General features: G+C 67.2%; 22 protein-coding genes and 1 tRNA gene. 10 read left to right on the plus strand and 13 right to left on the minus strand.

What is annotated here, in order from left to right:
* Positions 1-2: 2 nt before the first annotated feature.
* From IEY26_RS06085 to moaA, 5 genes are all read right to left on the minus strand, one after another.
* Positions 3-521 (minus strand): 30S ribosomal protein S4, encoded by a 519-nt coding sequence (locus IEY26_RS06085; protein ID WP_188976862.1) that lies wholly within the window; start codon positions 519-521, stop codon positions 3-5.
* On the minus strand, positions 521-1039 hold the full coding sequence (locus IEY26_RS06090; protein WP_188976864.1) for a 30S ribosomal protein S13: 519 nt from the start codon (positions 1037-1039) through the stop codon (positions 521-523). The genes IEY26_RS06085 and IEY26_RS06090 overlap by 1 nt, the downstream gene beginning before the upstream one ends.
* A 31-nt stretch (positions 1040-1070) precedes the next feature.
* Positions 1071-1154, minus strand: a tRNA-Ser gene (locus tag IEY26_RS06095).
* Positions 1155-1290: 136 nt separating this feature from the next.
* Positions 1291-2637, minus strand: a complete 1347-nt coding sequence (locus IEY26_RS06100; protein ID WP_188976866.1) for an APC family permease — start codon at positions 2635-2637, stop codon at positions 1291-1293.
* A 65-nt stretch (positions 2638-2702) separates the two neighbouring features.
* Complete coding sequence (gene moaA, locus IEY26_RS06105) at positions 2703-3662, minus strand: GTP 3',8-cyclase MoaA (RefSeq protein WP_188976868.1); 960 nt, start codon at positions 3660-3662, stop codon at positions 2703-2705.
* A 340-nt stretch (positions 3663-4002) separates the two neighbouring features.
* Between moaA and IEY26_RS06110 the strand changes: the two genes are divergently transcribed.
* Both IEY26_RS06110 and IEY26_RS06115 read left to right on the plus strand, forming a co-directional pair.
* Complete coding sequence (locus IEY26_RS06110; protein ID WP_188976870.1) at positions 4003-5040, plus strand: Mrp/NBP35 family ATP-binding protein; 1038 nt, start codon at positions 4003-4005, stop codon at positions 5038-5040.
* Positions 5037-5258, plus strand: coding sequence for a hypothetical protein (locus IEY26_RS06115; RefSeq protein ID WP_188976872.1), 222 nt, complete (start codon positions 5037-5039; stop codon positions 5256-5258). Before IEY26_RS06110 ends, IEY26_RS06115 begins: the two co-directional genes overlap by 4 nt.
* Here the strand turns inward: IEY26_RS06115 and IEY26_RS06120 are convergent.
* Complete coding sequence (locus IEY26_RS06120; protein ID WP_188976874.1) at positions 5255-6157, minus strand: hypothetical protein; 903 nt, start codon at positions 6155-6157, stop codon at positions 5255-5257. The two genes, IEY26_RS06115 and IEY26_RS06120, sit on opposite strands and share 4 nt — an antisense overlap.
* The gene (locus IEY26_RS06125; RefSeq protein ID WP_188976876.1) at positions 6154-9453 is read right to left on the minus strand and encodes a PKD domain-containing protein; all 3300 of its coding nucleotides are present in this window, start codon (positions 9451-9453) and stop codon (positions 6154-6156) included. The genes IEY26_RS06120 and IEY26_RS06125 overlap by 4 nt, the downstream gene beginning before the upstream one ends.
* 243 nt (positions 9454-9696) lie before the next feature.
* On the opposite strand from IEY26_RS06125, the gene IEY26_RS06130 reads away from it, so the two are divergent.
* The 3 genes from IEY26_RS06130 to lrpA1 are packed head-to-tail and all read left to right on the plus strand — an operon-like array spanning position 9697 to position 13007.
* On the plus strand, positions 9697-11586 hold the full coding sequence (locus IEY26_RS06130; RefSeq protein ID WP_188976879.1) for a 2-oxoacid:acceptor oxidoreductase subunit alpha: 1890 nt from the start codon (positions 9697-9699) through the stop codon (positions 11584-11586).
* Entirely contained in the window at positions 11583-12521 is a 939-nt protein-coding gene (locus tag IEY26_RS06135) for a thiamine pyrophosphate-dependent enzyme (protein ID WP_188976881.1), read from the plus strand. Before IEY26_RS06130 ends, IEY26_RS06135 begins: the two co-directional genes overlap by 4 nt.
* A 60-nt stretch (positions 12522-12581) precedes the next feature.
* A complete protein-coding gene (gene lrpA1, locus IEY26_RS06140; protein WP_188976883.1) occupies positions 12582-13007 on the plus strand; it encodes an HTH-type transcriptional regulator LrpA1 in 426 nt (141 codons plus the stop codon).
* A 335-nt stretch (positions 13008-13342) separates the two neighbouring features.
* Here the strand turns inward: lrpA1 and IEY26_RS06145 are convergent, their stop codons facing one another.
* Positions 13343-14494, minus strand: coding sequence for a pyridoxal phosphate-dependent aminotransferase (locus IEY26_RS06145; RefSeq protein WP_188976885.1), 1152 nt, complete (start codon positions 14492-14494; stop codon positions 13343-13345).
* Between the two features lie 78 nt (positions 14495-14572).
* On the opposite strand from IEY26_RS06145, the gene IEY26_RS06150 reads away from it, so the two are divergent.
* The 3 genes from IEY26_RS06150 to IEY26_RS06160 all read left to right on the plus strand — a co-directional run bounded on the left by IEY26_RS06150 (position 14573) and on the right by IEY26_RS06160 (position 16602).
* A complete protein-coding gene (locus IEY26_RS06150) occupies positions 14573-15037 on the plus strand; it encodes an SRPBCC family protein (RefSeq protein ID WP_188976887.1) in 465 nt (154 codons plus the stop codon).
* A 48-nt stretch (positions 15038-15085) separates the two neighbouring features.
* Positions 15086-15646 (plus strand): FAD-dependent oxidoreductase, encoded by a 561-nt coding sequence (locus IEY26_RS06155; protein WP_188976888.1) that lies wholly within the window; start codon positions 15086-15088, stop codon positions 15644-15646.
* 92 nt (positions 15647-15738) lie between these two features.
* On the plus strand, positions 15739-16602 hold the full coding sequence (locus IEY26_RS06160; protein ID WP_188977131.1) for a DMT family transporter: 864 nt from the start codon (positions 15739-15741) through the stop codon (positions 16600-16602).
* Between the two features lie 3 nt (positions 16603-16605).
* On the opposite strand, the gene IEY26_RS06165 is transcribed toward IEY26_RS06160, so the two are convergent.
* The 4 genes from IEY26_RS06165 to IEY26_RS06180 form a co-directional block, all read right to left on the minus strand.
* Positions 16606-17334, minus strand: coding sequence for an SDR family oxidoreductase (locus IEY26_RS06165; RefSeq protein WP_188976890.1), 729 nt, complete (start codon positions 17332-17334; stop codon positions 16606-16608).
* Positions 17335-17388: 54 nt separating this feature from the next.
* Positions 17389-18549 carry a pyridoxal phosphate-dependent aminotransferase gene (locus tag IEY26_RS06170; protein ID WP_229773939.1) on the minus strand — a complete coding sequence of 387 codons (1161 nt, stop codon included), beginning with the start codon at positions 18547-18549 and terminating at the stop codon, positions 17389-17391.
* A 66-nt stretch (positions 18550-18615) separates the two neighbouring features.
* Positions 18616-19896, minus strand: coding sequence for an MFS transporter (locus tag IEY26_RS06175; RefSeq protein ID WP_188976892.1), 1281 nt, complete (start codon positions 19894-19896; stop codon positions 18616-18618).
* A 239-nt stretch (positions 19897-20135) separates the two neighbouring features.
* The gene (locus IEY26_RS06180) at positions 20136-21212 is read right to left on the minus strand and encodes a molecular chaperone DnaJ (RefSeq protein WP_188976895.1); all 1077 of its coding nucleotides are present in this window, start codon (positions 21210-21212) and stop codon (positions 20136-20138) included.
* A 117-nt stretch (positions 21213-21329) separates the two neighbouring features.
* Here IEY26_RS06180 and IEY26_RS06185 point away from each other — a divergent pair, with 117 nt between their 5' ends.
* Together IEY26_RS06185 and IEY26_RS06190 are read left to right on the plus strand one after the other, a co-directional pair.
* Positions 21330-22163, plus strand: coding sequence for an NmrA family NAD(P)-binding protein (locus IEY26_RS06185; protein WP_188976897.1), 834 nt, complete (start codon positions 21330-21332; stop codon positions 22161-22163).
* A complete protein-coding gene (locus tag IEY26_RS06190) occupies positions 22156-22506 on the plus strand; it encodes a CHY zinc finger protein (protein ID WP_188976899.1) in 351 nt (116 codons plus the stop codon). Before IEY26_RS06185 ends, IEY26_RS06190 begins: the two co-directional genes overlap by 8 nt.
* Here the strand turns inward: IEY26_RS06190 and IEY26_RS06195 are convergent.
* Positions 22503-24116 (minus strand): MDR family MFS transporter, encoded by a 1614-nt coding sequence (locus IEY26_RS06195; RefSeq protein WP_229773941.1) that lies wholly within the window; start codon positions 24114-24116, stop codon positions 22503-22505. The genes IEY26_RS06190 and IEY26_RS06195 overlap by 4 nt on opposite strands.
* Positions 24117-24218 lie beyond the last annotated feature (102 nt).

The following is a 24218-nucleotide window of genomic DNA, read 5'->3' on the forward strand; positions in this document are numbered from 1 at the left end:
GGTTACTCCTGCCCCCCGGCGCGAGCCGGGTGGAGTTCGTCGGTGAGGTCGCTCGTTTCGTCGAACGCGATGAGGTCTTTCTCGGCGGTCTCGACCTTCCGGGACGGAGCCGTGACGCGGCTGCCGTCGACCGTGATGTGGCCGTGCGTGATGAACTGGCGCGCCTGCTTCGGCGTGTTCGCCAGTCCCTGCCGGTAGACGACCGTCTGCAGGCGGCGTTCGAGGACGTCCGTCACGTCGAGTGAGAGGACGTCGTCGAGGCCGTCGCTGTCGCCGAGAATGCCGTAGCGCTGGAGGCGGGAGACGAACTCCGAGTCCTCCGAGCCCTCCCCGGTGACCTTCCCGAGGAGCGCGCGAGCCTCACGCCGGTACGAGCGGAGTTCGGACTGCGCGCGCCACAGCTCTTCTTTGTTCTTCAGGCCGTAGCGCCCGAGGAGGTCGGACTCCTCGGCGATGCGCTCGCCCTGGTAGGGGTGGTTCGGCGTCTCGTAGAACTTGGTGTTCTCTCCGGGAAGCGCCATTATTCACCACCCTCCTCTGCCGCTGCTTCTTCTGCTTCTGCTTCTTCGCGGAGTTCTTCGACGTTCACGCCGATGGTCCCCTCGGTACGACCCGTGGATTTCGTGCGCTGCCCGCGGACCTTCTGTCCGCGTTCGTGGCGAACGCCCTTGTAGGACCGAATCATGCGCATCCGATTGACGTCCTGGTTGCGCTGGAGGTTCACGTCGTTCCCCGTGATGTGCTCGGTATCGCCGGTGTAGAAGTCGTTCCGGCGGTTCGCGAGCCAGTCGGGAGTGTTCTCCGCGTAATTCTCGACGGCGTCGACGATCGACTCGATGTCGTCGTCGTCGAGCCGGCCGAGCGTGGCCTGTCGATCGATACCGGCCTCTTCGGCGACCACAAGGGCCGTCCGACGGCCGATACCGTTCATCTCGAAGAGGGCACGCTCGACGGACTTCGTGCCGTCGAGGTCTGTCTGCCCGATGCGGACGAAGTATCGAATGTCCTCGTCCGCTTCCTGGTTGTCTTCCGTGCTCATAGTATCGTGCTCGGATAGTGTTGCGGAAAGGCGTCGTGGCGGGGATTTGAACCCCGGAGGCGGTGAGCCACAGAGTTAGCAACCCTGCGCCTTGACCAGGCTAGGCTACCACGACCCGTTCGCGCGGTATCATCGCCCTCTCGGACTCGGGGCGGCTGCCCCTACAGTGACTGCACTCGAACTGAATCACCCGCCCTACTTAAGAATCACGAAAGCACCGGATGGTGAGACGCCGACGCACACCCACCGAGTTACTCGCGCCGCGGGAGCCAGTAGACCGCGAGCACGACCGCCCAGATGGTCGCGACGGTCGCGAGGACGTCGGGGCTCGTCCGGTGGAGGTGCCAGAAGAGCGCGAGGAGCGCGACCGCGGAACCGACGGCACCGGCGGCCGGAACGACCGCGCTCACCACCGACTCCCGCTGCGTGTACGCGATCGCGGACACCGCGCCGAAGATGCTGATGAACGCGCCGGACGCGAAGCTCGTGATGGAGTTCAGACTCCCGTACGCGGTGAGAATCGCCGTGAGAACGCCGAGGACGAGGAGCGCGCGCACGGGCGACGACTCGCTCTCGCTCGCAGTCCGACTGCTCCCGACCGACGCGTCGAGCGCGGGCGCTCTCGAGGTGTCCGACGAGCCATCTCCGGCGTTCGACGCCGCGCGGTCCGGCGCGTTGTGCGCCGCGTCCGCGACCTGCTGGCTGAGCCGCGCCGCCGAGAACAGCGTCGCGTTCAGCGCCGACGCGGTCGAGAGCACCGCGGCGACGGCGACGAGCGCGAACCCGGCCTCGTGGAACACCGGCCGCGCCGCGTACGCGAGCGCTGTCTCCGCGTGCTGCCGAATGACGTCCGCCGACACGAGGTTCGTCGTCACGACCGCCACGAGAACGTAGAGTAACGTCGTGAACGCGATGCTCGCGTATATCGCCTTCCGAACCGTCTCCCGTGGGTTCTCGATACTGTCGAGGTCGAACGCGAGGAGCTCCCAGCCCTCGAACGCGACGAAGGAGAGCGCGGCCGCCGAAACGACGCCGCCGCCGACGGTGTGCAGACCGGACTGGAGCGTCCCCTGCGTGTACCCGTAGTAGACGCCCGCGCCGCCGACCACGAGGAGGATGAGGACCTTGAGCGCGACGAGCACGTCCTCCGCCCGCCCGGACGCGCGCGCACCGAGCGCGTTCAACCCCACGAAGCACGCGACGCCCGCCACGGAAACGAACGGCCGCGCCGCCACCCCGAAAGCGGTCTCGACGCCGACGAGCTGGAGGCCGTAACTTCCGAACGCGTACGCGTACATCGCCATCGTCCCCACGTACCCGAACGTGAACACCCAGCCGACGACGCCCGCGAGCCACTGCTCGCCGGTGAACTCCTCGACGTGGGCGACCGGGCCCGCGGTCGCGGAGTCGCTCTCCTCGATGAGCCGGACGAACGAGTAGCCCGCACAGAGCGCGAGCACGCCCGAGACGACGAACGACGTCCACGCCGCCGGCCCCGCCGCCTCCGCGACGACACCGAGCACGGCGAAGATCCCGCCGCCCACCATCCCGCCGACCGCGAGCGACACGGACTCCGCGAACCCGATCTTCTCGCTCATACCTACCTGTCACGGCTGCGATGCGAAAAGCGGTGCGGCCTCCCGGTCGAGAGGAAACGAGCCGCCTACGCCTCGATGTACTCGTCGTTGACTTCCCAGCCGCCGTCGTCGGCCTCCACCATGTACTCGCCGTAGTAGGGGACGCGGCTCTCGACCACGTTCTCGAAGGCTTCTCGGATCTCGGGCTTCGTCATCTCACCCATCGAGCGCAGGTCGTCGTTCCGGTTCAGACAGCCCTTCAGGTATCCCTCGTGCGTCACGCGCACGCGATGGCAGTTCGCGCAGAAGTCCGCGTTCCCGACCGGATCGACGATCTCCACCATCCCGTCGCCGACGTGGTAGCGCTTCCGGTCGTGCATCTCCCGGTGTTCGACCTCGTCCGCCTGCTCCGCCAGCCAGCCGTGCACGCGCTCGATATCGACCGCCCACTCTGGCTTCCCCACTAACTCCGGCATGAACTCGATGAGCTGGAGCTGGAGCCCCTCGTTCTCGGCGACGTAGTCCACCATCTCCGGGACGTATCCCGCCGTCTGCTCGAAGACCACCATGTTCAGCTTCACCGGGTTCAGCCCCGCGTCCACCGCGGCCCGCACGCCCTCCATCACTTTGTCGTACGCGCCCGACTGCGTCACGTCCGCGAACACCTTCGGGTCGAGCGCGTCCTGACTCACGTTCACCCGCTCCAATCCGGCGTCGACGAGGTCGGGCGCGCGCCCCGGGAGGAACGTCCCGTTCGTCGTCAGCGAGACCTCCATCGAGTCCGGCGTCCGCTCGATGATCTCCTCTAAGTCGTCGCGGAGCATCGGTTCTCCGCCCGTGAACTTCACCGCGTCCACGCCGTACTCGTCGACGACTCCGAGGAACCGGACGACGTCGTCGGCGCTCATCTCGTGGTCGCGCGCCGCCATCGGCCCGCGCGTATCCCCGAGGCCCTCGTTGTGGCAGTAGACGCAGTCGAAGTTACAGCGGTCGGTCAGCGAGACCCGAACCCCCGTGACCTCGCGCCCGAACCCGTCCTCCAACATATTCACGTAATCAGGCGCGGACGCGAATAAACCCGCGGATGCCAGCACCCCTCGCGTAACCACAAGTCGTTACATCCGCGCCCACTGACGGGCGAGCAGTCGGCGGTGTCCGACTTCGAACGGTCTCCACGAAACCGCCGACCCGCCACCCGCCGCACGCCGCCGACGGACCAACGACTGCGGGCGGGAAATCGAAAGGGAGCGAGTCAGCGTACGCGAGGGCGAACGGGCTTTCGAACCCGACGAACGACTGGTCTTCACCTTCGAACTCGAACCTGAGACGCCTTCACCGTCGCCGACTACACAACCCTTATTCGCCGCAGACCCTCTATCTCACGCCATGAACGAAGACGCCGTCAGAGAACGCCTCCGTCAGGTCGACGACCCCGACCTCGGCGACGACATCGTCTCCCTCGGCCTCGTCAACGACATCACGGTGGAGGACGGAACCGTCTCCGTCTCGCTCGCGCTCGGCGCGCCCTACTCCCCGTCCGAGACCGACATCGCGAACCGCGTCCGCGACGCCCTCGCCGACACCGGCCTCGACGTCGACCTCTCCGCGTACGTCCCCGGCGACGGTACTGGCGACATCCTCCCCAACGTCCAGAACGTCATCGCCGTCGCCTCCGGGAAGGGCGGCGTCGGGAAATCTACCGTCTCCACGAACATCGCCGCCGGCCTCGCCGACCGCGGCGCGCGCGTCGGCCTCTTCGACGCCGACATCTACGGCCCGAACGTCCCCCGGATGCTCGCCAGCGACCAACACCCGCAGGCCACCGAGGACGAACGCCTCATCCCGCCCGAGAAGTACGGCATCAAACTCATGAGCATGGCCTACCTCGCCGGCGACGACGACCCCGTCATCTGGCGCGGCCCCATGGTCCACAAAGTCATCACCCAGCTCGTCGAGGACGTCGAATGGGGCCACCTCGACTACCTCGTCGTCGACCTTCCGCCTGGCACCGGCGACACTCAACTCACCATGCTGCAAACAGTGCCCCTCACCGGCGCTGTCGTCGTCACCACCCCGCAGGACGTCGCCGTTGACGACGCCCGCAAGGCCCTCCAGATGTTCGGCAAACACGACACGAACGTCCTCGGCGTCGTCGAGAACATGAGCACCTTCCACTGCCCCGACTGCGGCAGCGACCACGACATCTTCGGCACCGGCGGCGGCCGCGCACTCGCCGACGAGAACGACCTCCCCTTCCTCGGTGAACTCCCCCTCGACCCCAGCGTCCGCGCCGGCAGCGACGACGGCGCACCCGTCGTCCTCGACGACGACTCAGCGACCGGCGACGCCTTCCGCCGCCTCGCCGCCAACACCGCCGACATGGCCGGCATCATCCGCCGCCGCACCGCCCAGACCGACCGATGACTGACGACGAGAACTTCGAAGCACACGTCAAACGCGACGCCCTCCGCGCCGCCGCCGCAGACCTCCGCGACCGAGGCGCGGAAGGCGAGAAAATCGCCGCCCTCGTCCACCGCGTCAGCGACCTCTACGACCCCGACGAAGACACTGACCCCGGCGAAATCTATCGAAACATGCGGTACATCCTCCAAGTCGCAGAACAGGGTGGGCTGGACCGCTAACGCAACCGCCGCCACCCACCCAGCACCACCAGCACCGCCAACAAACCCGCCCCGTACTGCAACGGATAGTACGTCGGACTCGGAATCCCGTACGGCCCCTTGGAAGGGTCCAAACTCGCGTTCTCGTACGAATATCCATCGTCCTTCCACGGTGCCGTGATCTCCTCGTACGACTGATTCCACGCCTCGGTCTCCGACTCGGCTGACCCCACGAACCCCACCTGGTCGAGCGGATGCCGCGGCTCACCCACCGGCTGCGAGTACAACCGCACCTCACCCGCCACCCTCGACCCCAGCGGCTCGAACAACTCCATCTTCGTCACGGTCGTCGAATTCGGCGGCACCATCGCCCCCTCCCCCGAACCATCCGTCTCGAGCGTATGCGCGAACAGAGCGGTGTCCCAAGGCGCGTCGCTCGGGTTCCGTACCGTCACGAGTAGCACTGTCGCCATCTCACCGCGCGCCTCGCGTGTCGCGACCTCGACGTCGAGAATCCACGGAACGGCCACCTGACGGGGGTTCGTCAAATTGACGTCGCGAGTGAACTCGAACGTCTCGTTCTGTCCCCAAGCTCCGACGTAGATTGTATGATTCTCGGGGAGACCTTTGAGACCGTTAGAGACGTTGAACTCGCGAACGACTGTTTCGCCGGGAGATACGGTGGGTCCAGCAGTGTACTCTGCCCAGTCGTCGACGAGGACCATGACACTACCGTCCAACTTCTTGTTAGTTGGATTATGGAATTTGGTAGTCACCGTAAGCGATGGTTTATCGAACGTGACCGTGTACTCAAGCCCGAATGGTCCAGTGAAATCGGGGTCATCGGCTACGACTGGTGTCGTCGCGAACGTCGACACTACGAGGAAGGAGAGTACGAGCGTATAGGCGAGTTTTCTCATTGTGGGGGGTGTGACGTTTGGTTGTCAGTGACAGCCGCTTTAACTGCTTCGACGGTTGCGTTGCCCGATACGCGGACGTTGTACCGATCGACCTTCGTCACGGATCCGTGGTCCCCAGTCGCGGTGTTGACGTACGGGACGCGTGTTTTCGCTCTCACTAGCGCTGACGTGTTGATGACGGTGTGGCCATCAGTGTGGCCGTTCATCCATGTCCGTTCGTAGCGAATCGGTTTACTGAGTGTCCAGACCGTCGTGGGAACTCGGCCGCCGAGGCGCACATCCGGGTTATTGGTGTTCGTCTCGACGACGATCCGGCTCGGTGTCGTCTTGTAGTACTGCCACTCGTACTGCGCGGGGCTAATCTGTTCGTGGTAGGTAGCCGGATACCACGTCGTCGTCTCGGCGTGCTTGACGGTGTACTGGTAGCGGTATTCGGTGCCGTACTCCGCGGGCTCGCGGAGCACGGTCTTCGAACGACCCGTGTACGTGTCGCCCTGATGCCGGCGACCGTTCGCCCAGTACGTATCGGTTACCGTCGTGTGGTACGTGTAGCTCACGCGGTGCGTGTACGTGACGCGTTTCCGGTCGGTGACCGTCTCAGTCGTCGAGTATTGCATACAGCCACCCATGGGGAAACACTTGGTGTGCCAGTGCGTCACCTTGTGGCTCGTTCGGATGTACTTCGTCCGATGTACCGTTCGATGACCGGTACGCTCGACGCGACGCTCGTGTTCGTACTGACGGAGCGTTCGATAGACTGCGGGGTCAGTGACGACCCGCCGCGTCTCCCCGGTGAATTCACCACGTCCGGATTTCGCGGACCGCCACTCGTGCTCGGTCGTCGTCCACCGCCGCGTCGACGTCTCAGTTGCCCCCGCCTCCCAACTCGGGTTGTTCTGCAAGAACGTCGAACGGTACCCTGGCTGACGGAAGCGCTGCTCATCACTCCGATACTGCGCGTCCCGTACCTTCACGCGGTGCTCCAGCTCGTACTTCCAGCCAGAGTTACGAGCAGCAGTGACACCATATCCCGCTTTGAGTAAGTCGTCCCGCTCTGCCGGATACTTCGTCCGTCTCGTATCGAACACCGGATCTTCGACGAGGAACGACCGGCTCAATACGTCGACGTCGAGAACTTCTGATTCAGACGGACGAGTGACGTTCACACCAGGGAGCAGTCGAGTGTTTCTGACGAGCGAAGAGTGGTTATTGTTCACCACAGAGATGGAAGGAGTATACTCGAGGAGTGTGCTGGTGTTGACAGAGACACTTCCCTGATACCACGCTGTCCGATTATACACGATACCGTTCACAGAGTGGGGTTCGTCGCGACCTTGCTCCCAGCTATCGACAGATACTTGCCGATTATCTGTCCTGAGTTCGATGTCGAGCTTGTCAGCGTACCAGCTCTTCGTCAGCATGAACCGCTTCGTTTGGACGTGAAACTGCACGGTTTCGTTCGGTCCATATGGCCCTGTTCCAATCGGCTCAATCTTCGAAATTCTCGGGGCATAATAGTCTAGAAAGTCATATATCGGTTCAGAGATTCCATGGTTTCCGTCTTTAATAACGAGATTAGCCAGCGTCATTGAGTCAAACTTCCCAAAGCGATCATTCTCACCGAATGGAGACACGGTATCCGACCAGTCGTACTCAAGTCGAGTTCCATCAGGGTCGAATGACTGTCCAGCATCCACGATGATTCCCCAGTCATTCGCGCGGTCGTTTACTCCCCCGAACGTAACGTTAAGCTGAATAACCGGGTCACTGGGCTGGGTTTCTAATTCTGATCCAGTAGATTCTGAACCAGCAGTAGAGTGGACTGTCGCGTTGAGCCTACTCTTGCCGACGCCTTCGCGGCCCCAGTACGAGTCGAAGTAGACGTATTCTGGGTTGGTCCCACGCCTGTCGATGACGTCTGGGAGCGGTGAGACACGGTGTAGCTTCGATTTTTGCGTGTAGTCGACGGTGATCTGTTCGGGTGACAGTCCGTTGGGGTCGACGATGATGACGTGGTGGGCGGCGTAGTTGTCGGGGCTCCAGCGGGGGTCGTATGCGCGGACGGGGGTGTTGGTGAAGCGGGCGGAGACGATTTCGGGTGGGCCGGCGACGTCGACGGTTCGTTGGGTGGTGGTGGTTTGGCCGCGGGCGTCGGTCGCAGTGAGTCGGATGGTGTGGGTTCCGGGGGTGGTGTCGAGGTCGCGGTCGACGTGGAGGTGGTTTGTGCCGCCGTTGCGGAAGCGTTCGCGGTCAGTGGCGCGTTTGTGGAGTGCGGTGGTGTTGTCGATAGTGACGGTGAGACTCGCGAGGTTGTGGTAGGCGTCGGCGGCGGTGGTGGTGACGTGGAGGCCGCCGTGTCCGGAGACGTTGACGGTGTGGAGGACGGGTTCGGGGTCGGCGACGACGTGGGTCGTGCCGTCGGGGAAAGTGGCGGTGGTGGTGTCCGTGGTGGCGTAGAGGTCGTGGTCGCCGGGGGAGAGGGTGAGTCGGGTGGCTGTGTCGTCCTGGTGGGTTCGAGCGCCGTCGAGCCACCAGGTGGCGCGGTCGGCGTCGGTGACGCGGTAGGTGGCGGTGAGCGGTTGGGTGCCGGTGACGACGCGTGGACCGCGGACCGTCGGATCGAGGGTCACCGAGGAGGATGGGCCAGTGGAGGGCGAGGAGGCAGGCGGGGAAGCGGTGAGTTGGATGGTGCGTTCGCGGGTGAGGCCGTCGGTGTCGGTGACGCGAGCGGTGACGGTGTGGTCGCCGGCAGTGGTAAAGGCGCGGTCGAGCGTATCGCGGGCGGTGCGCTCATCGAGCGCGGTCGTTCGGACGGTGTGGCCGTCGACGCGCCAGGTGAGGGTGTCGAGGGGTGCGGTGCCGGCAGTGACGGTCGTGCGGAATCGTTCGGTGTCGCCGGTCCGGGTGGTGGTCGGGCCGGCGAGGGCGAGGGTGGGTGGGTCGCCGGGAGTGACGTGGACGTAGAGGGTGTCAGTGCGGCTGTTACCGTCGTCGTCGGTGGCAGTGACGGTGGCGGCGTAGGTGCCGACCCGCGTGGGGGTGAACGCCGTGCGTCCGCAGTGGGCGCAGTCGGGCGTCGAGGTCGTGCCGTCCGGTGCGGAGATGGTCCAGGTGTAGGTCTCGATCGTGCCGTCGGGGTCGGTGGTGCCGGTGGCGTCGAGGTAGACGGTGGTGGCGCGGGCGACGGTCTGGTCGAGGCCGGCGTCGACGAGGGGCGGGTCGGCGGCGGCGACGGGGAGGGGTGTGGCGGCGAGGACGATGGCGAGGGCGAGAATGGCCGGGATACGTCGGCTCATTTTGATGAGAATTGATGCTTCGGTTTCACGTATAAACTCTCGGAGTGAATCGAGAGAGGGCGGCAGTACTTGCGATTCGAGGAATTCCGTTAGTTTCCCTGTACGCCGACAGATTCTGGTGGACGTTTGCCCACCGGAACACGGAATCGTTCATCATCTTTGCTTGCTAATGGATGGCAAACGATTTAGTGTCCTACGTGCGAATCTGGTTTTAGTGGCCCACGCAGGGGGCCAGGAGTACCTATGACTAACGACGAACTCATCTGGCGAATCGCGGGAGGTTCCGGAGACGGGATCGACTCGACGAGCCAGAACTTCGCGAAGGCCTTGATGCGAGCGGGCCTTCACGTTTTCACGCATCGCCACTACCCCTCGCGGATTCGAGGCGGTCACACGTACGTCGAGATTCGGGCGTCTGACGAGCCCGTGAAATCGCGCGGCGACGGCTACAACTTCCTCCTCGCGCTCGGTGACTCGTTCGCACGGAACCCGAAGGAGGACGCCTACTACGGGGAAGAGGAAGTGAAGCCGCTCTCCGAGAACCTCGACGACCTCCGCGAAGGCGGCGTCATCGTCTACGACAGCGGCCTCCTCGACGTCGACGAGGTCGAGAACTTCGACGAGCGCGTCGAGGAGAACGACTGGCACGTCTTCGACGTGAACCTCCGCGAGCTCGCGAAGGAGCACGGCCGCGAGATCATGCGGAACACCGCCGGCGTCGGCTTCACGGCCGCGCTCGTCGGGATGGAGCTCGACCGCATCGAGGAGCTCATGCGGGAGGCGATGTCGGGCGACATCCTCGACGCGAACCTCGCGGTCCTCCAGGACGCCTACGACCTCGTGGGCGAGGAGTACCACGTCGAACACGACGTCCGCGTCCCGACCGGCTCGCACGACGAGGAGCAGGTCCTCGTCTCCGGGAGTCACGGAATCGCGTACGGCGCGCTCGACGAGGGCTGCCGGTTCATCGCGGGCTACCCGATGACGCCGTGGACGGACGTCTTCACCATCCTCACGAATCTGATGCCGGACGTCGGCGGCATCAGCGAGCAGGTGGAAGACGAGATCGCGGCCGCGGCGCTCGCGATGGGCGCGAGTCACACGGGCGCGAAAGCGATGTCCGGCTCCTCCGGCGGCGGGTTCGCCCTCATGTCGGAGCCGCTCGGCCTCGCGGAGATGACGGAGACGCCACTCGTCCTCGTCGAATCGATGCGCGCCGGCCCGAGCACGGGAATGCCGACGAAGCCCGAGCAGGCCGACGTCGAGCACGTGCTCTTCACGAGCCAGGGCGACAGCCACCGCGTCGTGTTCGCGCCCTCGGACCCCATCGAGTGCTACGAGCAGACGCGCCGCGCGTTCCAGCTCGCCTACGACTACCAGATTCCCGCCATCGTCGTCTACGACCAGAAGCTCTCCGGCGAGTACCGGAACGTCCCGAAGAGCTTCTTCGACCAGGAGCCGAACCCCGACCTCGGCTCCGTCGCCAGCGAGGAGGAGCTCGCGGAGCTCCCGCACACGGAAGGCGGGAAGTTCCACCGCTTCCAGCACGACACCGAGGAGGGCGTCAGCCCGCGCTCCATCCCGGGGCAGAAGGGCGGTCACTTCCTCGCGACCGGGAACGAGCACAACCCCGCCGGCCACATCAGCGAAGACCCCGACAACCGCGTCGCGCAGGTCGACCGGCGGAACCAGAAGCTCGACACCATCCGCGAGGACCTCGCGGACGAGTCCCACAACGTCGTGAACGGCGACGACGCCGCGGACTTCGGGCTCATCTCCTTCGGGAGTCAGTCCGGGACGGTCGACGAGGCCGTCGCCCGCCTGAACGAGAACGGCGATTCGGTGAAACACCTCAGTCTCTCCGAGATCGAGCCGTTCCCCTACGACCAGGTCCGCGAGTTCGTGGAGTCCGTCGACGAGACGCTCGTCGTCGAGATGAACTCGTCCGGCCAGCTCCGCGGCCACATCCAGCGCCGCCTCGGCACGGGCGAGGAAACGTTCGGGAGCCTCCTGAAGTACGACGGCAACCCCTACGAGCCGGCGGAAGTCGTCGAAGCCGTCCAGCACGAGCTGGGCAGCGTCGACGAGACGACTTCTCGCACGCGCCTCGTGACCCCCGGTGATCAGGTATGAGTGCATTCAGCGCAATCGGCAGCGGCGAGGAACGAGAGGTCGACCAGAACGAGTTCACGCCGAGCATCGAACCGCAGCCGACGTGGTGTCCGGGCTGCGGTGACTTCGGCGTTCTCAAGGCGCTGAAGGGCGCGCTCGCGGAACTCGAGAAGGACCCCGAGGAGGTGCTCGTCGTCACGGGCATCGGTTGCTCCGGGAAGCTCAACAGCTACCTCGACAGCTACGGGTTCCACACGATTCACGGGCGTTCGCTCCCCATCGCGCGCGCCGCGAAGCTCGCGAACCCCGAGCTCGAAGTCATCGCCGCCGGCGGCGACGGCGACGGCTACGGCATCGGCGGGAACCACTTCATGCACACCGCCCGTGAGAACCACGACATCACCTACATCGTCTTCGACAACGAGGTCTTCGGCCTCACGAAGGGACAGACGTCCCCGACGAGCCCGATGGGACATAAATCGAAGACGCAGCCGAAGGGCAGCGCGAAGAACCCCATCCGCCCGCTCTCCCTCTCGCTCACGTCCGGGTCCTCGTTCGTCGCGCGCACGGCGGCGGTGAACCCGAACCAGGCGAAGGACATCATCAAGGAAGCCGTGACGCACGACGGCTTCAGTCACATCGACTTCCTGACGCAGTGTCCGACGTGGAACAAGGACGCGAAGCAGTACGTCCCCTACACGGACATCCAGCAGTCAGACGACCACGATGTCGACCTCGGCGACCGCCGCTCGGCGTCCGAGATGATGCACGAGGCGGAGGACGCCCTCTACGAGGGCGAAGTCCTCACCGGCCGGTTCTACAAGGACGAGAACCGCCACGCCTACCACGAGGAGAAACAGGAGCGCGGCGACTTCCCCAGTGAGCCGCTCGCCGAGCGCTACTTCGAGGACGGCGACTGGGAGCGCTCCTACGACTACATCGACCGGCACGCGTAAAGCCCGAAATCCGGTTTCCACTTCGGAAGATATTTTTTCGCTGCCGACAAAGACCCTGTCGTGAGCGAATCGACCGAGGACCGCATCCTGGCTGCACTCGAAGCCGACGCGAAAGCGTCCTACGCCGACATCGCCGACGAAGCCGGCGTCTCCAAGCCGACGGTCCGGAAGTACATCAATCAGCTCGAAGACGAAGGCGTCATCGTCGGCTACTCCGCCGACGTCGACCCGAAGAAGCTCTCCGGCCAATCAATCGCCCTCGTCGGCATCGACGTCGAATCCGAACGGTACGTCGAAGCCACGCAGGCTCTCAAGAACGTCGACGCCGTCCAGTCCCTCTACACCTCCAGCGGCGACCACATGCTGATGGCGGAAGTCCGCGCAGCAGACGGCGACGCCCTCGGCGACGTCATCGCCAACACCCTCCTCGAAATCGACGGCGTCACCGCCGCACACCCCTCCTTCCTCCAAGAGCGCCTGAAGTAAGGATGTGGTGTTCTGATTCGGTTTTCACACGTTCCTCCCGGTAGGGCCGTCGTTTTCGACGCTTCCGAAAGCCCGCGGTCTCCGGCGCGCTCTGACCGACAGATCGTTCACTCTGTTCACGATAGGGGTCGGTCGGAGACACGCCGGAGCCCGCTCCCTTTCGATTCAATCGGAAGACGCGGAGCGTCTTCCTATGCACAGGAAATCTTCGATTTCCGGTTGCCCCACCCGAATGGCTGTCCGGTCGGCCGTCTCACGGTGGTTGACTCCGTAGCTATCGCTCGTGGCTGGCCGAGTGTTCAGAAAACGCTGGCGTCGGCTCGCCGTGTTTCGTCTCAGTCGGCGAGCGTGGGGTCTTCTTCGAGGAGGCCGCTGATGCGTTCGATGGCGAGTTCGATCTGCTCCGTGCTCGTCGCGTAGGACGCGCGGAGCGTGTCTTCGGCGACGCTCCCGAAGTCGGGTCCAGGAGTCATGGCGACGCCGGCGTCGAGGAAGACGTCGGCGACGTCGAAGGCATCACCAGGAAGGTCGGAGACGTCGAGGAGGAGGTAGTACGCGCCGCCGGGCGTGTAGTCCATGCTGAGCCCCCAGTCGTCGGCGGCGTCGACGAGGCGGTCGCGGCGCTGGCGGTACTGGTCGCGGACGTCGTCGAGCCAGCCGTGGTCGGCGCGGATGGCGGCTTCGGCGGCGGCCTGGCTGGGCGCGGGCGCGCAGATGACGAGGTTCTGCGCGAGGCGGTTGATGGGGTCGACGAGCCCGGGCGGGAGGACCATCCAGCCGACGCGGTAGCCGGTCATGGCGTAGCGCTTGGAGACGCCGTCGAGGACGATGGCGTCCTCGGTGTATTCGAGGACGGTGTGGTCGTCGCCGTCGTAGGTGAGGCCGTGGTAGACTTCGTCGGAGATGATGGGGGTGTCGGTGCGCCGGGAGAGCGCGGCGAGCTCTCCGAGCTCGGAGTCGGAGAGCACGGCCCCGGTGGGGTTCGCGGGGGAGTTGACGAGCATCGCGGCGGTGTCCCGGGAGACGGCGTTCTCGAACCCCTGGATGTCGGGCGCGAAGCCCGTTCGCGGGTCGAGTTTCGTCGTGACGATGTTCCCGCCGGCCTGCCGGACGAAGTTCGGGTAGCAGGCGTAGTAGGGGTCGGTGAGGACGACGTCGTCGCCGGGGTCGACGAGCGCGAGCATCGCGAGGAGGAGGCCCGCCGACGACCCGGGGGTGACGAGGATTCGCGACGGCGGCACGTCGACGCCGTACGTCTCGTCGTAGTAGTCGCTGATGGCGTCACGGAGACCGGCCGTGCCGCGGGAGGAGGTGTAGTCGTCGTCACCTCCGCGTACTGCCGCGACCGCCGCGTCCGCTGCCGCCGCGGGCAGGGAGAAGTCGGGTTCGCCCACTTCCATGTGGACGACCCCCTGGCGGTCGTCGGCCCGTTCGAGCACGTCCATCGCCGAGAACGGAGTCGTCCGCTCGGCTCGCTCCGAGGGCATAGCCGTACGGAAGGGTTCGACGCGTGAAAACCCCGCCGGTGCGTGTCAACTTTTGCCCCTGGCGGTCGAAGGAGGCGTATGGCCACGTTCGACCGGAGTCTCCGCGTTCGCGCGCCCTTCGAGGACGTCTGGGCGTTCCACAACCGCATCGACGGGCTGCTGGCGCTCACGCCCGACTGGCTCCACCCGCGCGTCGACCGCGTCGAGGGCGACGACGACGGCGACCTCGTCCCCGGGACGACCATCTGTCTCTCCGCGCGGCCGTTCGGCGTCGCGCCCAGACAGCGGATGGCGGCGCGCATCGAGGAGCGGGAACGCGAGGGCGACGAGTCCGGGTTCTTCCGGGATTCGATGGTGAACGGGCCGCTGCGGGAGTGGGCGCACACGCACTCGTTCCGCGCGGACGGCGAGCACACGTACGTCCACGACCACGTCGAGTACGACACGGGCGCGGGCGCGCCGGGGAACCTCGCGGTGCAGTCGGGGCTCGCGGCGTTCTTCGCGTACCGCCACCGCCGCACGCGCGACGAACTCGAATCGTGAACGCGCCCGGGGCGTAGTTTCTTTGCCGAGGCGGTCGAACGTTCACGCATGGCAGACGTCATCGTCGTCGGCGGCGGTCCCGCCGGTCTGAGCGCCGGTCTGTTCACGGCGAAGAACGGCCTCGAAACCCTCGTCTTCGACACGGACAAGACGTGGGTGCACAAGGCGCACTTCTTCAACTATCTCGGCATCCGGTCGATGGACGGCGACGTCTTCCTCGACCGCGCCCGCGAGCAGGCGACGGAGGACCACGGCGTCGAACTCCACCAGGATACGGCAGTGTCGGCGGTCGGAACGACCGAGGACGGCGAGCGCTTCACCGTCGAGACGGCGGACGCCGGCTACGAGGCCGACTACCTCGTGCTCGCGACGGGCGCGAACCGCGACCTCGCCGAGGGGCTCGGCTGCGACTTCGACGGCGACGTGATCGACGTCGACGTGGACATGGAGACGAGCGTCGCGGACGCGTACGCGACGGGCGCGATGGTGCGCGACCAGGAGTGGCAGGCCATCATCTCCGCGGGCGACGGCGCGGCCGCCGCGCTGAACATTCTCTCGAAGGAGGAAGGCGAGCACTTCCACGACTTCGACACGCCGGCCGACGTCTGAGCTGACCGGAACGCGAACCCCTTTCTACCCGCGGGCGCTCCACTCGACCAGTGTCGACCGTCCGAACCGCGTTCACCGACCGCATCAGCCCGATGTCGGCGCTCGCCGTCGCCGTCGTCGCGGTGAGCACGAGCGCGATTCTCGTCCGCGCCTCCCACGCTCCGCCGGTCGTGGAAGCGTTCTACCGCGTGCTCTTCATGACCGCGACGGTCGCGCCGTTCGTCCGTCCGCACGTCCCCGCCGTCCGCGAACTCTCCCGGCGCGACCGTCTCGTCGTCGTCGGGTCGGGCGTCGCGCTCGCGACGCACTTCGTCGCGTGGTTCACGAGCATCGAGCTGACGAGCATCGCCGCGAGCACCGTCCTCGTCCAGACGCAGCCCGTCTTCGTGGCCTTTGGCGCGTGGCTCCTCCTCGACGAACCGCCGAACAAGTACGTCACGGCGGGAATCGGCGTCGCGCTCGCGGGCGCGACGCTCATGCCGCTCTCCAGCCTGCTCGGCGCGGACCTCGTCGGCGCGGACCCGCTCCTCGGGGACGCGCTCGCGGTCCTCGGCGCGCTCGCCGGCGCGAGCTACGTCCTCGCCGGCCGGAGCGTCCGGCAGAGCCTCGCGCTCGTCCCCTACACCACGCTCGTCTACGGCGTCTGCACGGTCACGCTCCTCGGCGTCGTCCTCGCGGCCGGCCACCCGCTCTTCGCTTACGCCCCCCGCGAGTGGGCGCTCTTCCTCGCCATGGCCCTCGTTCCGGGCTTCTTCGGGCACACCGTCGTCAACTGGGTGTTAGAGCACGTCGAGTCGAGCGTCGTCAGCGTCGCCCTCCTCGGCGAACCGGTCGGCTCCGCCATCCTCGCCCTCCTCGTCTTCACCGAATACCCCGGCCCCGCGACCGTCGTCGGCGGCCTCGTCGTCCTCTCCGGCATCTACGTCACCACCCGCGGCCGCGAGAAACCCGCGTGAGGCCTACCGCATCAGCTCGCCGCCGTTCACGTTCAGCGTCTCCCCGGTGACGAACCCGGCGTCCCGGAGGAACGCGGCCGCGTGCGCGATGTCCTCGGGCTGGCCGTACCGGCCGACCGGAATCCCCGCGAGCTCCTCGGCCTTCTCCTCCGGTGTGCGGTCGCTCGTCATATCCGTCTCGACGTGCCCGGGCGCGATGGCGTTCACGCGGACGTCGGGCGCGAAGTCGCTCGCGTGGCTCTTCGTCAGCCCGAGCAGCCCCGACTTCGACGCCGCGTAGTGACACTCCACGGCCGCGCCCTCGAACGCGAGGATGCTGGAGACGTTCGTCACGGACGCGTCCGCGTCGCTCTCCACGAGGGAGCGTCGCGCGTACTTCGTGACGTTGAACGCCCCGTTCACGTTCACGTCCATCACGCGGTCGAAGTCGCCGGGGTCGAGGTTTTCGGTGTGGACGTGCTGGTCGATGCCCGCGTTGTTCACGAGGTGGTCGACGCCGCCGAACGCCTCGACCGCGCGCTCGACGAGGCGCGCTGCGTCCTCGGGGTCTGCGACGTCCGCCTGCACGGGTATCGCGTCGACGCCCGCCGCTTCGGCGAGTTCCACGGCCTCGTCGGCGGCCGCGCGGTCCCGCACGAAGTTCACGACGACGTCGTAGCCGTCCGCCGCGAACCGCTCGACGATACCGCGTCCGATACCCCGCGACCCGCCGGTGACGATGACACTCGACATACCCGAATCGTCCGAGAGGAAGGAAAAGAAACTACGGGCGGCGGCAGGGCCGACTCAGGCGTTGTCCGCGACGAACGACTCAATGCGGTCGAGGCCGGCTTCGAGGTTTTCCAAGCTGTTCGCGAAGGAGAGGCGGAGAGAGCCGTCGCCGCCGGGGCCGAAGCCGCTGCCGGGGGCGAGAACGACGCCGTAGTCGTCGCAGAGCTCTTCGGCGATGGCGAGGTCGTCGCCGAAGGCGGAGACGTCGATGAAGGCGTAGAACGCGCCTTCGGGGGCGGCGGCGTGGATGCCGTCGATGTCGTCGATGCGGTCGGCGACGTAGTCGCGGCGCTCGTGGAAGGCGTCGTACATCGCGTCGATGGGGTCGTGGTCGCCGGTGAGGGCGGCGGTCGCGGCTTTCTGACCGACGCTGGACGGGCACGCCGTCGTCGCTTCGTGGATCTTCGTGAGTTCGGAGACGAGGCGTTCCGGGCCGGCGAGCCAGCCGACGCGCCACCCCGTCATCGCGTACTGCTTCGACACCGAGTCGACGACCAGGACGTTGTCCGTGTCTGCGTCCGCGGCGAGGCTGCGCGTCGGGCCGTCGTAGGTGAGGCCCATGTAAACTTCGTCCGCGACGACCCAGGCGTCGTGTTCGGCGGCGGCGGCGACGACGTCGAGCGCGGCGTCCCGGTCGAAGACGCGCCCCGTCGGGTTCGCGGGCGAGTTCAGGACGACGGCCGCGGTGTCCTCGCTGATGGCGTCGCGGACGCGGTCGGGGTCGAGTTCGAACCCGCGTTCCTCGTCGAGAGGGACGTTGACGGGCGTCGCGTCCGCGAGTTTCGCCTGCGCCTCGTAGTTCGGGTAGGCGGGCGTGGGAATCACGACCTCGTCGCCGTACTCGGCGGTGCCGAGGAGCGCGAGGTGGAGCGCCTCCATCGCGCCGACGGTCGCCATGATCTCCGTCTCCGGGTCGAAGGTCGCGCCGCGGTCCGCGGCGAGCTTCCCGGATATCGCCTCGCGGAGCTCCAGCGTCCCGGCGTTCGGCGTGTAGTGCGTCTCCCCGCTCCGCGCGGCGTCCACCGCCGCCTCGACGATGTGCTCGGGCGTATCGAAGTCCGGTTCGCCGACTTCGAGGCGGACGAGGTCGCCGCCGCGGCGCTCCGCGCGGTCGAACATCGCGCGGATGCTCGACCGCTCGACGCCCCGCACGCGCTCCGTAATCTGTCCGGTCATGGCGGACCCCACGACGCCGCCCGCCTTACCACTAGGGATTTCGGCGACCCGGACGGCCAGCAGCCGTCACGGGCTTCCCGCCGACGCCGCGGCCGCGTCGAAGCGCTCGCCGTAGTAGATGAAGTACGCGACGCCGGCGAGGGCGACCGCGCTCGCGGCGGCGAACGCGAGTCGGGGGTCGCCGGCGTAGAGGACGCCGCCGACGACGGGCGCGGGGACGGTGACGACGTTCCGAACGAGGTAGTACGCGCCGGTCGTCCGGCCGCCCGCGCCCCGGGCGGCGGGGCCGACGATGAGCGCCTTGTGCGCGGGGAGGCCGGCGAACCGCAGGCCGGAGAAGGCGAAGAGCGCGACGAGCACCCACTGGTTCGCCGGCGCGAAGACGAGGAGGACGGGGAAGACGCCGTAGACGGCGAAGCCGAGCGCGACGACGGGTTTCAGGCCGAGGCCGTCGGCGAGCCGGGAGACGGGGAGCATGGAGGCGAGCGCGACCGCCATCTCGACGGCGAGGAGGACGCCGAAGAAGGACTCGGGAGAGAGCGTGACGCCGACCGCGGCGAAGCCGACGTCGAGGTAGTCGGTGACGACGAGGACGACGAAGACGTACGCCATGCCGTTCCCCCAACGGACGAGCGTGTCGGCGACGAGGAGCGGGCGGAGTTCGCTCGGGAGCGCGCGCAGGTCGTCGACGACGTCTCGGAGGCTCTCGATGGACTTCCCGACGGGTTCGTCGCTCGCGTCGTAGAGAACGTACTGCGCGACGGTGGCGGCGACGGCGACGACCGCGCCGACGAGCAGGACGACGCGGAAGCCCGCGAGGAAGTCGGTCGTCCACGCGAGGACGGCGGCGGCGAGGAGCGGGCCGGCGAGGAAGCCGACGCGCCGGAAGACCTCCGTGCTGGCGAACCCGCGCGCGAGGCGGTCGGGTTCGACGGAGGCCTTCACGAGCGCGAACGTCGCGCCGAGGCCGAAGGACTTCCAGCACTGCGCGAGCAGGAGGCCGCAGAAGACGACAAGTATAGCGAGGTCGCCGGCGGCGGGGGCGGCGTACCACGCGAGGAAGCCGAGCGCGGAGAGCGCGCCGAAGAGCGTGAGCGCGCGCGAGGAGCCGATGCGGTCGGAGAGCACGCCGCCGGGGTAGGGGTAGACGGCGCTGATGAGGTTCCCGAGGCTCCCGTAGAGGCCGACGACGCCCGCGCCCGCGCCGAGGACGGCGAGGTACTTCGGGAGGTAGCGCCCCGTCATCTGGAACCCGAGGCTGAACGCGAACATCGCCGCGGAGAGCACGAGGACGTCACGCTCCAGCGAGACGAACTGCCGAACCGGCGACGCGTCGCGCTCGGTCATACCGGAGAGCGGACCGCATCACCCGTAAATCCTCGGCGTAGAGCCCGCAGTACGCCACAGTACCACAGGGGAGGCGCATAGAGTCGAGTTAGGGCGAACGGGCGCGGCCGCTCACGCGTCGAGTGTCACGAAAACGAGAGGCCGGAAGTGGAAGCGGAGAGCGAGAAACGGAGAGCGGGATGTCGAGTCGGTCGGCGATGCGGTTCCAGGCCGGTCCCGGATTGGGTTTCGAGCGTGGGTTAGAGGGATTGGGCGAGGAGGAAGGCGAGCATGAAGACGCCGCCGACGGCGGCGACGTAGGGCGCGTACTCGTAGTACTGGGATTTCGGGTAGGCGGGGGCGTGCGTCTCCCCGTCGACGTCGTAGAGTTCGTAGGCGTCGCCGTCGAGCGTGTACTCGACTTTCGTGGTGGGGACGTCGAAGTATTCGGTGGTCTTGCGGACGACGCCGGTGCCGCCCTCGATGGGCGGGTCGAAGGACGCCGTCTGCTCGTCGCGTTTCACGCCGGACGCCTCGCGGACGCGCTGGCTCGGCATGCCGTGGTCGGAGATGACGCGCGTGTTCTCCTCGACGGAGAAGTCGACGGTGCCGGCCTTCGCCTCGTAGGTCTCGCCCTCGCCGTCGCAGTGCTCGCAGGTGACTTTCTCGGTGCCGTCGCAGGTCGGGCACTGCTGGCGGCCGTCGCCGCCGCAGTCCGGGCACTGGAACTTCCCGACGCCGTCGCAGTTCGGACAGCGGAAGTCGCCGTCGCCCGCGCAGTTGTCACACTCCGTCTCGCCGGAGTGCGGGTGGACGCGACCCGAGCCGTGGCAGCCCTGGCAGTCGACCGTGCCGTCCCCGCAGGAGCAGTTCTGGCTGCCGCGCCCGCTGCAGTCCGGGCACTCGACTTCCCCGCCGGTGCAGCGCGTGCACTCGACGGTGGTGTCGCCGCGGCACTCCGAGCAGACGGTCGGGTCGACCTCGTAGTCGACGAAGCTCACGGACCGGTCCTGGAAGCGCTCGGGGGCTTCCTCGAAGCGCGCGTCGAGCGCGGCCTGTTCGCCGACGGCGGTCTCGTACTCGTCGACGGTGAACTCGCGGGTCTGCACGCGGTCGTCCGCGCGCAGGTCCGTCTCGACCTGTTTCTCGACGTCCTCGTGGACGACGTCGTGGATGTTCGCGCGCTCCGCGAGGTCGTCCGCGACTTTCCAGTCGTCGGCGAAGGACGCGAGGAGGCGTCGCGCGTCCGCGTGGTCGCCGGTGTCGTCGCGAGAGTCGTCGTCGATGGACGGGCCGCCCGTGCCCGACCCGTGACGACGATGAGAGTGACTCGACATACGGCCGTCTACCACGGCATCACGTAAAAATCCTGTAGCCGTCCATCCGACCGCAATTAACGCCCAGACAGGTCGGAAACGAAAACACGTAGGCGGGCGGGAGTCGAAGGCTCGCGTATGCGCGTTCTCCTCGTCGGTGGCGTGCGTCCCGCGGGAATCGCCGCGGCGCACGGGCTGGCCGACGCCGGTCACGCGGTGACGGCGCTCGCTCGCGACCACGATTCGCCGCCGGCGCGTCGGCTGGCGGAGGCGGCGAGCCTCGTGCAGGGCCGCGCGGACCAACACGACCACGTGACGCACGCGGCCGCGGACGCCGACGCCGTCCTCGCGTTCACGGAGGGCGGCGGGAGCGACGAACTCCGTCAGGGGGACTGCCTCGCCACCGCGCTCGACGCCGCCGACCTCGACCTCGCCGTCTACGTCTCCGTCGGGAACGCCGACAGCCGGCCGGGCGTCCCGCGGGTGGACGCGAAAGCCGATATTGAGGAGAGACTGGCCGGCGATGCGACAGCCGCCGGCCGGACCGACGGCATCGACGCGCCCGTGCTCGTCCTCCGCCGCCACCTCCCGCTCTCCCTCCTCCGGGAGTCGCTCGTCGACGGGACGTTCCGCCCACCGCTCGAACCGGGCGTGTCGGCGACGCTCACCGTCGACCGCGACCTCGGCCGGTTCGCCGCGCACGCGCTCGCGGAGCCGGAGCGCTTCGCCGGGGAGACGGTCGAACTCGCGAACGCTCGCGAGACGGTTCCGGACCTCGCGGGAATCCTTGAAGGCGTCTACGGCGAACCTATCGACTACGAGTACGCGGGGCCGCGCGCCGCGTCGCCCGCGGAGTCGGCGTTCTTCCGCTGGGTGAACGAGGGCGGCCTCGCCGCCGGCGTCGACCCCGACGCGCTCGAAAAGTGGGGGTTCGCGCCGACGCCGCTCGCGGAGGCGGTCCGCGATGCCTGAGGCCGTCGACGTCTGTGGTCGTGCAGTCTACGGCGTCGACGTCGATTCCGAGACGCGGTGTGCGCACTACCACGCCGACCGCGACGTCATCGCGATCAGGTTCGCGTGCTGCGAGAAGTATCATCCCTGTCACGCCTGCCACGACGCCGTCGCCGACCACGACTCCGAGACCTGGCCGCGAGCGGCGTTCGACACCGAGGCCGTGCTCTGCGGGGCGTGCGGGGCGGAACTGAGCGTACGGGAGTATCTCGACGCGGACGACGCGTGTCCGGACTGTGGGCACGCGTTCAATCCGGGGTGTGCGCGGCACGCGCACCGCTACTTCGAGACGGGGCGGGACTAGTCGTTCGCGGGGGCGGCGTCAAGGTCGCCGGCGCTTTCGGCGTCCACGTCGACGGCGGCTTCCTCGCCGAGGTCGAGGCTGGGGAGGACGAGCGCGACGAGGAAGGCGGCGGCGAGGATGGCCGCGCCGGTGAGGAAGAGGACGTCGATGCTGTTCGCGAGCGCGGTCTTCACGACGGGGACGGCGGCGTCGGGGAGCGCAGCGAGAACGGCGGGGCTGAGGTTGGAGCCGGTATCGGCGAGCTGCTGGGCGGCCGCGGGGCTGAGGTCGCCGGATTGGACGGCGGAGCCGAGGCGGTCGGCGAACTGGTTCGTGAGGACGGCACCGAAGACGGAGACGCCGATGGCGCTGCCGAGGCTCCGGCTGAATGTGACGGAGGTAGTGGCGACACCGAGGTGGCGGCGGTCGACGACGTTCTGGACGGCGACAGTGAGCGTCGGCATGACGAAGCCGAGGCCGAGACCGGCGACGAACATGAACGCGCTGGACGCGAGCTGCGTGGTGCCGACGCCCATCGTGGAGAGGAGGTAGTAGCCGACGGCGGCGAGGCCGGCACCGAAGACGGTGAAGGGTTTGTAGTAGCCGAGGCGCGTCATGAGCTGGCCGGTAAGCGCGCTCGTGATCATGAGGCCGCCGACGAGCGGGAGGAGGAGGAGCCCGGAGTTCGTCGCGGACTGCCCGAGGACGGTCTGGAGGAAGACGGGGAGGTAGGTGGTGCCGCCGAGCATGCCGACGCCGACGCAGAAGCTGAGGACGTCCACGCCCGCGATGGTGCGTTTTCGCAGGAGGTGGACGGGGAAGACGGGTTCGGGCGCGCGGAGCTCCTGCGCGACGAAGAGGATAGTGCCGACGACGGCGACGGCGGCGAGCGCGAGAATCTCCGTCGACTCCCACGCGTAGCGCGAGCCGCCCCAGGAGGTGACGAGCATGATGGCCGCGACGGCGACGGTGAGGAGGCCGGCACCGAGGTAGTCGATATCGTGGGATTCGTCGGGGACGGGGAGGTCGAGCTTGGTGTGGATGACGGCGATGGCGGCGAGGCCGACGGGGATGTTGATGTAGAAGATCCACCGCCAAGTGAAGTTGTCAGTGAGCCACCCGCCGAGGAGCGGGCCGCCGACGGTGGCCGCGCCGAAGATGAGCATCATGTAGCTCATGTACTGGCCGCGTTCGCGGGGGCTGAAGATGTCGCCGAGAATCGTCGTCGCCATGGCGATGAGACCGCCCGCGCCGATTCCCTGAATCGCGCGGAAGACGGCGAGTTGCGCCATCCCGTTGAGGTACGAATCGAGGACGGGGATGTCGCCGGCGAGGCCGGAGAGCGCGCTTCCGATGAGGAAGACGGCGATGGAGAACTCGTAGACGATGCTGCGGCCGTAGAGGTCGGAGATTTTCCCGTAGAGCGGCGTCGTCACGGCGGTCGTGATGAGGTAGGCGGTGACGATCCAGGAGAGGCTGCCGGTCCCGCCGAGGTCGCCGACGATGGTGGGGAGGGCGGTGGAGACGATGGATTGGTCGATGCTTCCGAGGAGCATGCCGAGCATGAGGCCGCCGAGGATGACGGCGCGGTCGCGGCCGAGGTCGGCGAGGATTCCGTGACTTTCGGTCACGGCGACTCACTCCGCGGCGCGGACCACTGTGGGCTGAATGAACGTTCAGTCATCGTTGTGCTGATTAAGCAGTCAGTCAGTGATAAGACTTCTGGGAGCGGC

Source organism: Halocalculus aciditolerans (genome assembly GCF_014647475.1).
Taxonomy (GTDB): Archaea; Halobacteriota; Halobacteria; order Halobacteriales; family Halobacteriaceae; genus Halocalculus; species Halocalculus aciditolerans.

Excerpts from the sequence above, each read along its gene's own strand:
- IEY26_RS06085 (WP_188976862.1), bottom strand. The coding sequence starts at position 521 with ATGGCGCTTCCCGGAGAGAACACCAAGTTCTACGAGACGCCGAACCAC.
- IEY26_RS06090 (WP_188976864.1), bottom strand. The coding sequence starts at position 1,039 with ATGAGCACGGAAGACAACCAGGAAGCGGACGAGGACATTCGATACTTC.
- IEY26_RS06100 (WP_188976866.1), bottom strand. The coding sequence starts at position 2,637 with ATGAGCGAGAAGATCGGGTTCGCGGAGTCCGTGTCGCTCGCGGTCGGC.
- moaA (WP_188976868.1), bottom strand. The coding sequence starts at position 3,662 with ATGTTGGAGGACGGGTTCGGGCGCGAGGTCACGGGGGTTCGGGTCTCG.
- IEY26_RS06110 (WP_188976870.1), top strand. The coding sequence starts at position 4,003 with ATGAACGAAGACGCCGTCAGAGAACGCCTCCGTCAGGTCGACGACCCC.
- IEY26_RS06115 (WP_188976872.1), top strand. The coding sequence starts at position 5,037 with ATGACTGACGACGAGAACTTCGAAGCACACGTCAAACGCGACGCCCTC.
- IEY26_RS06120 (WP_188976874.1), bottom strand. The coding sequence starts at position 6,157 with ATGAGAAAACTCGCCTATACGCTCGTACTCTCCTTCCTCGTAGTGTCG.
- IEY26_RS06125 (WP_188976876.1), bottom strand. The coding sequence starts at position 9,453 with ATGAGCCGACGTATCCCGGCCATTCTCGCCCTCGCCATCGTCCTCGCC.
- IEY26_RS06130 (WP_188976879.1), top strand. The coding sequence starts at position 9,697 with ATGACTAACGACGAACTCATCTGGCGAATCGCGGGAGGTTCCGGAGAC.
- IEY26_RS06135 (WP_188976881.1), top strand. The coding sequence starts at position 11,583 with ATGAGTGCATTCAGCGCAATCGGCAGCGGCGAGGAACGAGAGGTCGAC.
- IEY26_RS06145 (WP_188976885.1), bottom strand. The coding sequence starts at position 14,494 with ATGCCCTCGGAGCGAGCCGAGCGGACGACTCCGTTCTCGGCGATGGAC.
- IEY26_RS06150 (WP_188976887.1), top strand. The coding sequence starts at position 14,573 with ATGGCCACGTTCGACCGGAGTCTCCGCGTTCGCGCGCCCTTCGAGGAC.
- IEY26_RS06155 (WP_188976888.1), top strand. The coding sequence starts at position 15,086 with ATGGCAGACGTCATCGTCGTCGGCGGCGGTCCCGCCGGTCTGAGCGCC.
- IEY26_RS06160 (WP_188977131.1), top strand. The coding sequence starts at position 15,739 with ATGTCGGCGCTCGCCGTCGCCGTCGTCGCGGTGAGCACGAGCGCGATT.
- IEY26_RS06165 (WP_188976890.1), bottom strand. The coding sequence starts at position 17,334 with ATGTCGAGTGTCATCGTCACCGGCGGGTCGCGGGGTATCGGACGCGGT.
- IEY26_RS06170 (WP_229773939.1), bottom strand. The coding sequence starts at position 18,549 with ATGACCGGACAGATTACGGAGCGCGTGCGGGGCGTCGAGCGGTCGAGC.
- IEY26_RS06175 (WP_188976892.1), bottom strand. The coding sequence starts at position 19,896 with ATGACCGAGCGCGACGCGTCGCCGGTTCGGCAGTTCGTCTCGCTGGAG.
- IEY26_RS06180 (WP_188976895.1), bottom strand. The coding sequence starts at position 21,212 with ATGTCGAGTCACTCTCATCGTCGTCACGGGTCGGGCACGGGCGGCCCG.
- IEY26_RS06185 (WP_188976897.1), top strand. The coding sequence starts at position 21,330 with ATGCGCGTTCTCCTCGTCGGTGGCGTGCGTCCCGCGGGAATCGCCGCG.
- IEY26_RS06190 (WP_188976899.1), top strand. The coding sequence starts at position 22,156 with ATGCCTGAGGCCGTCGACGTCTGTGGTCGTGCAGTCTACGGCGTCGAC.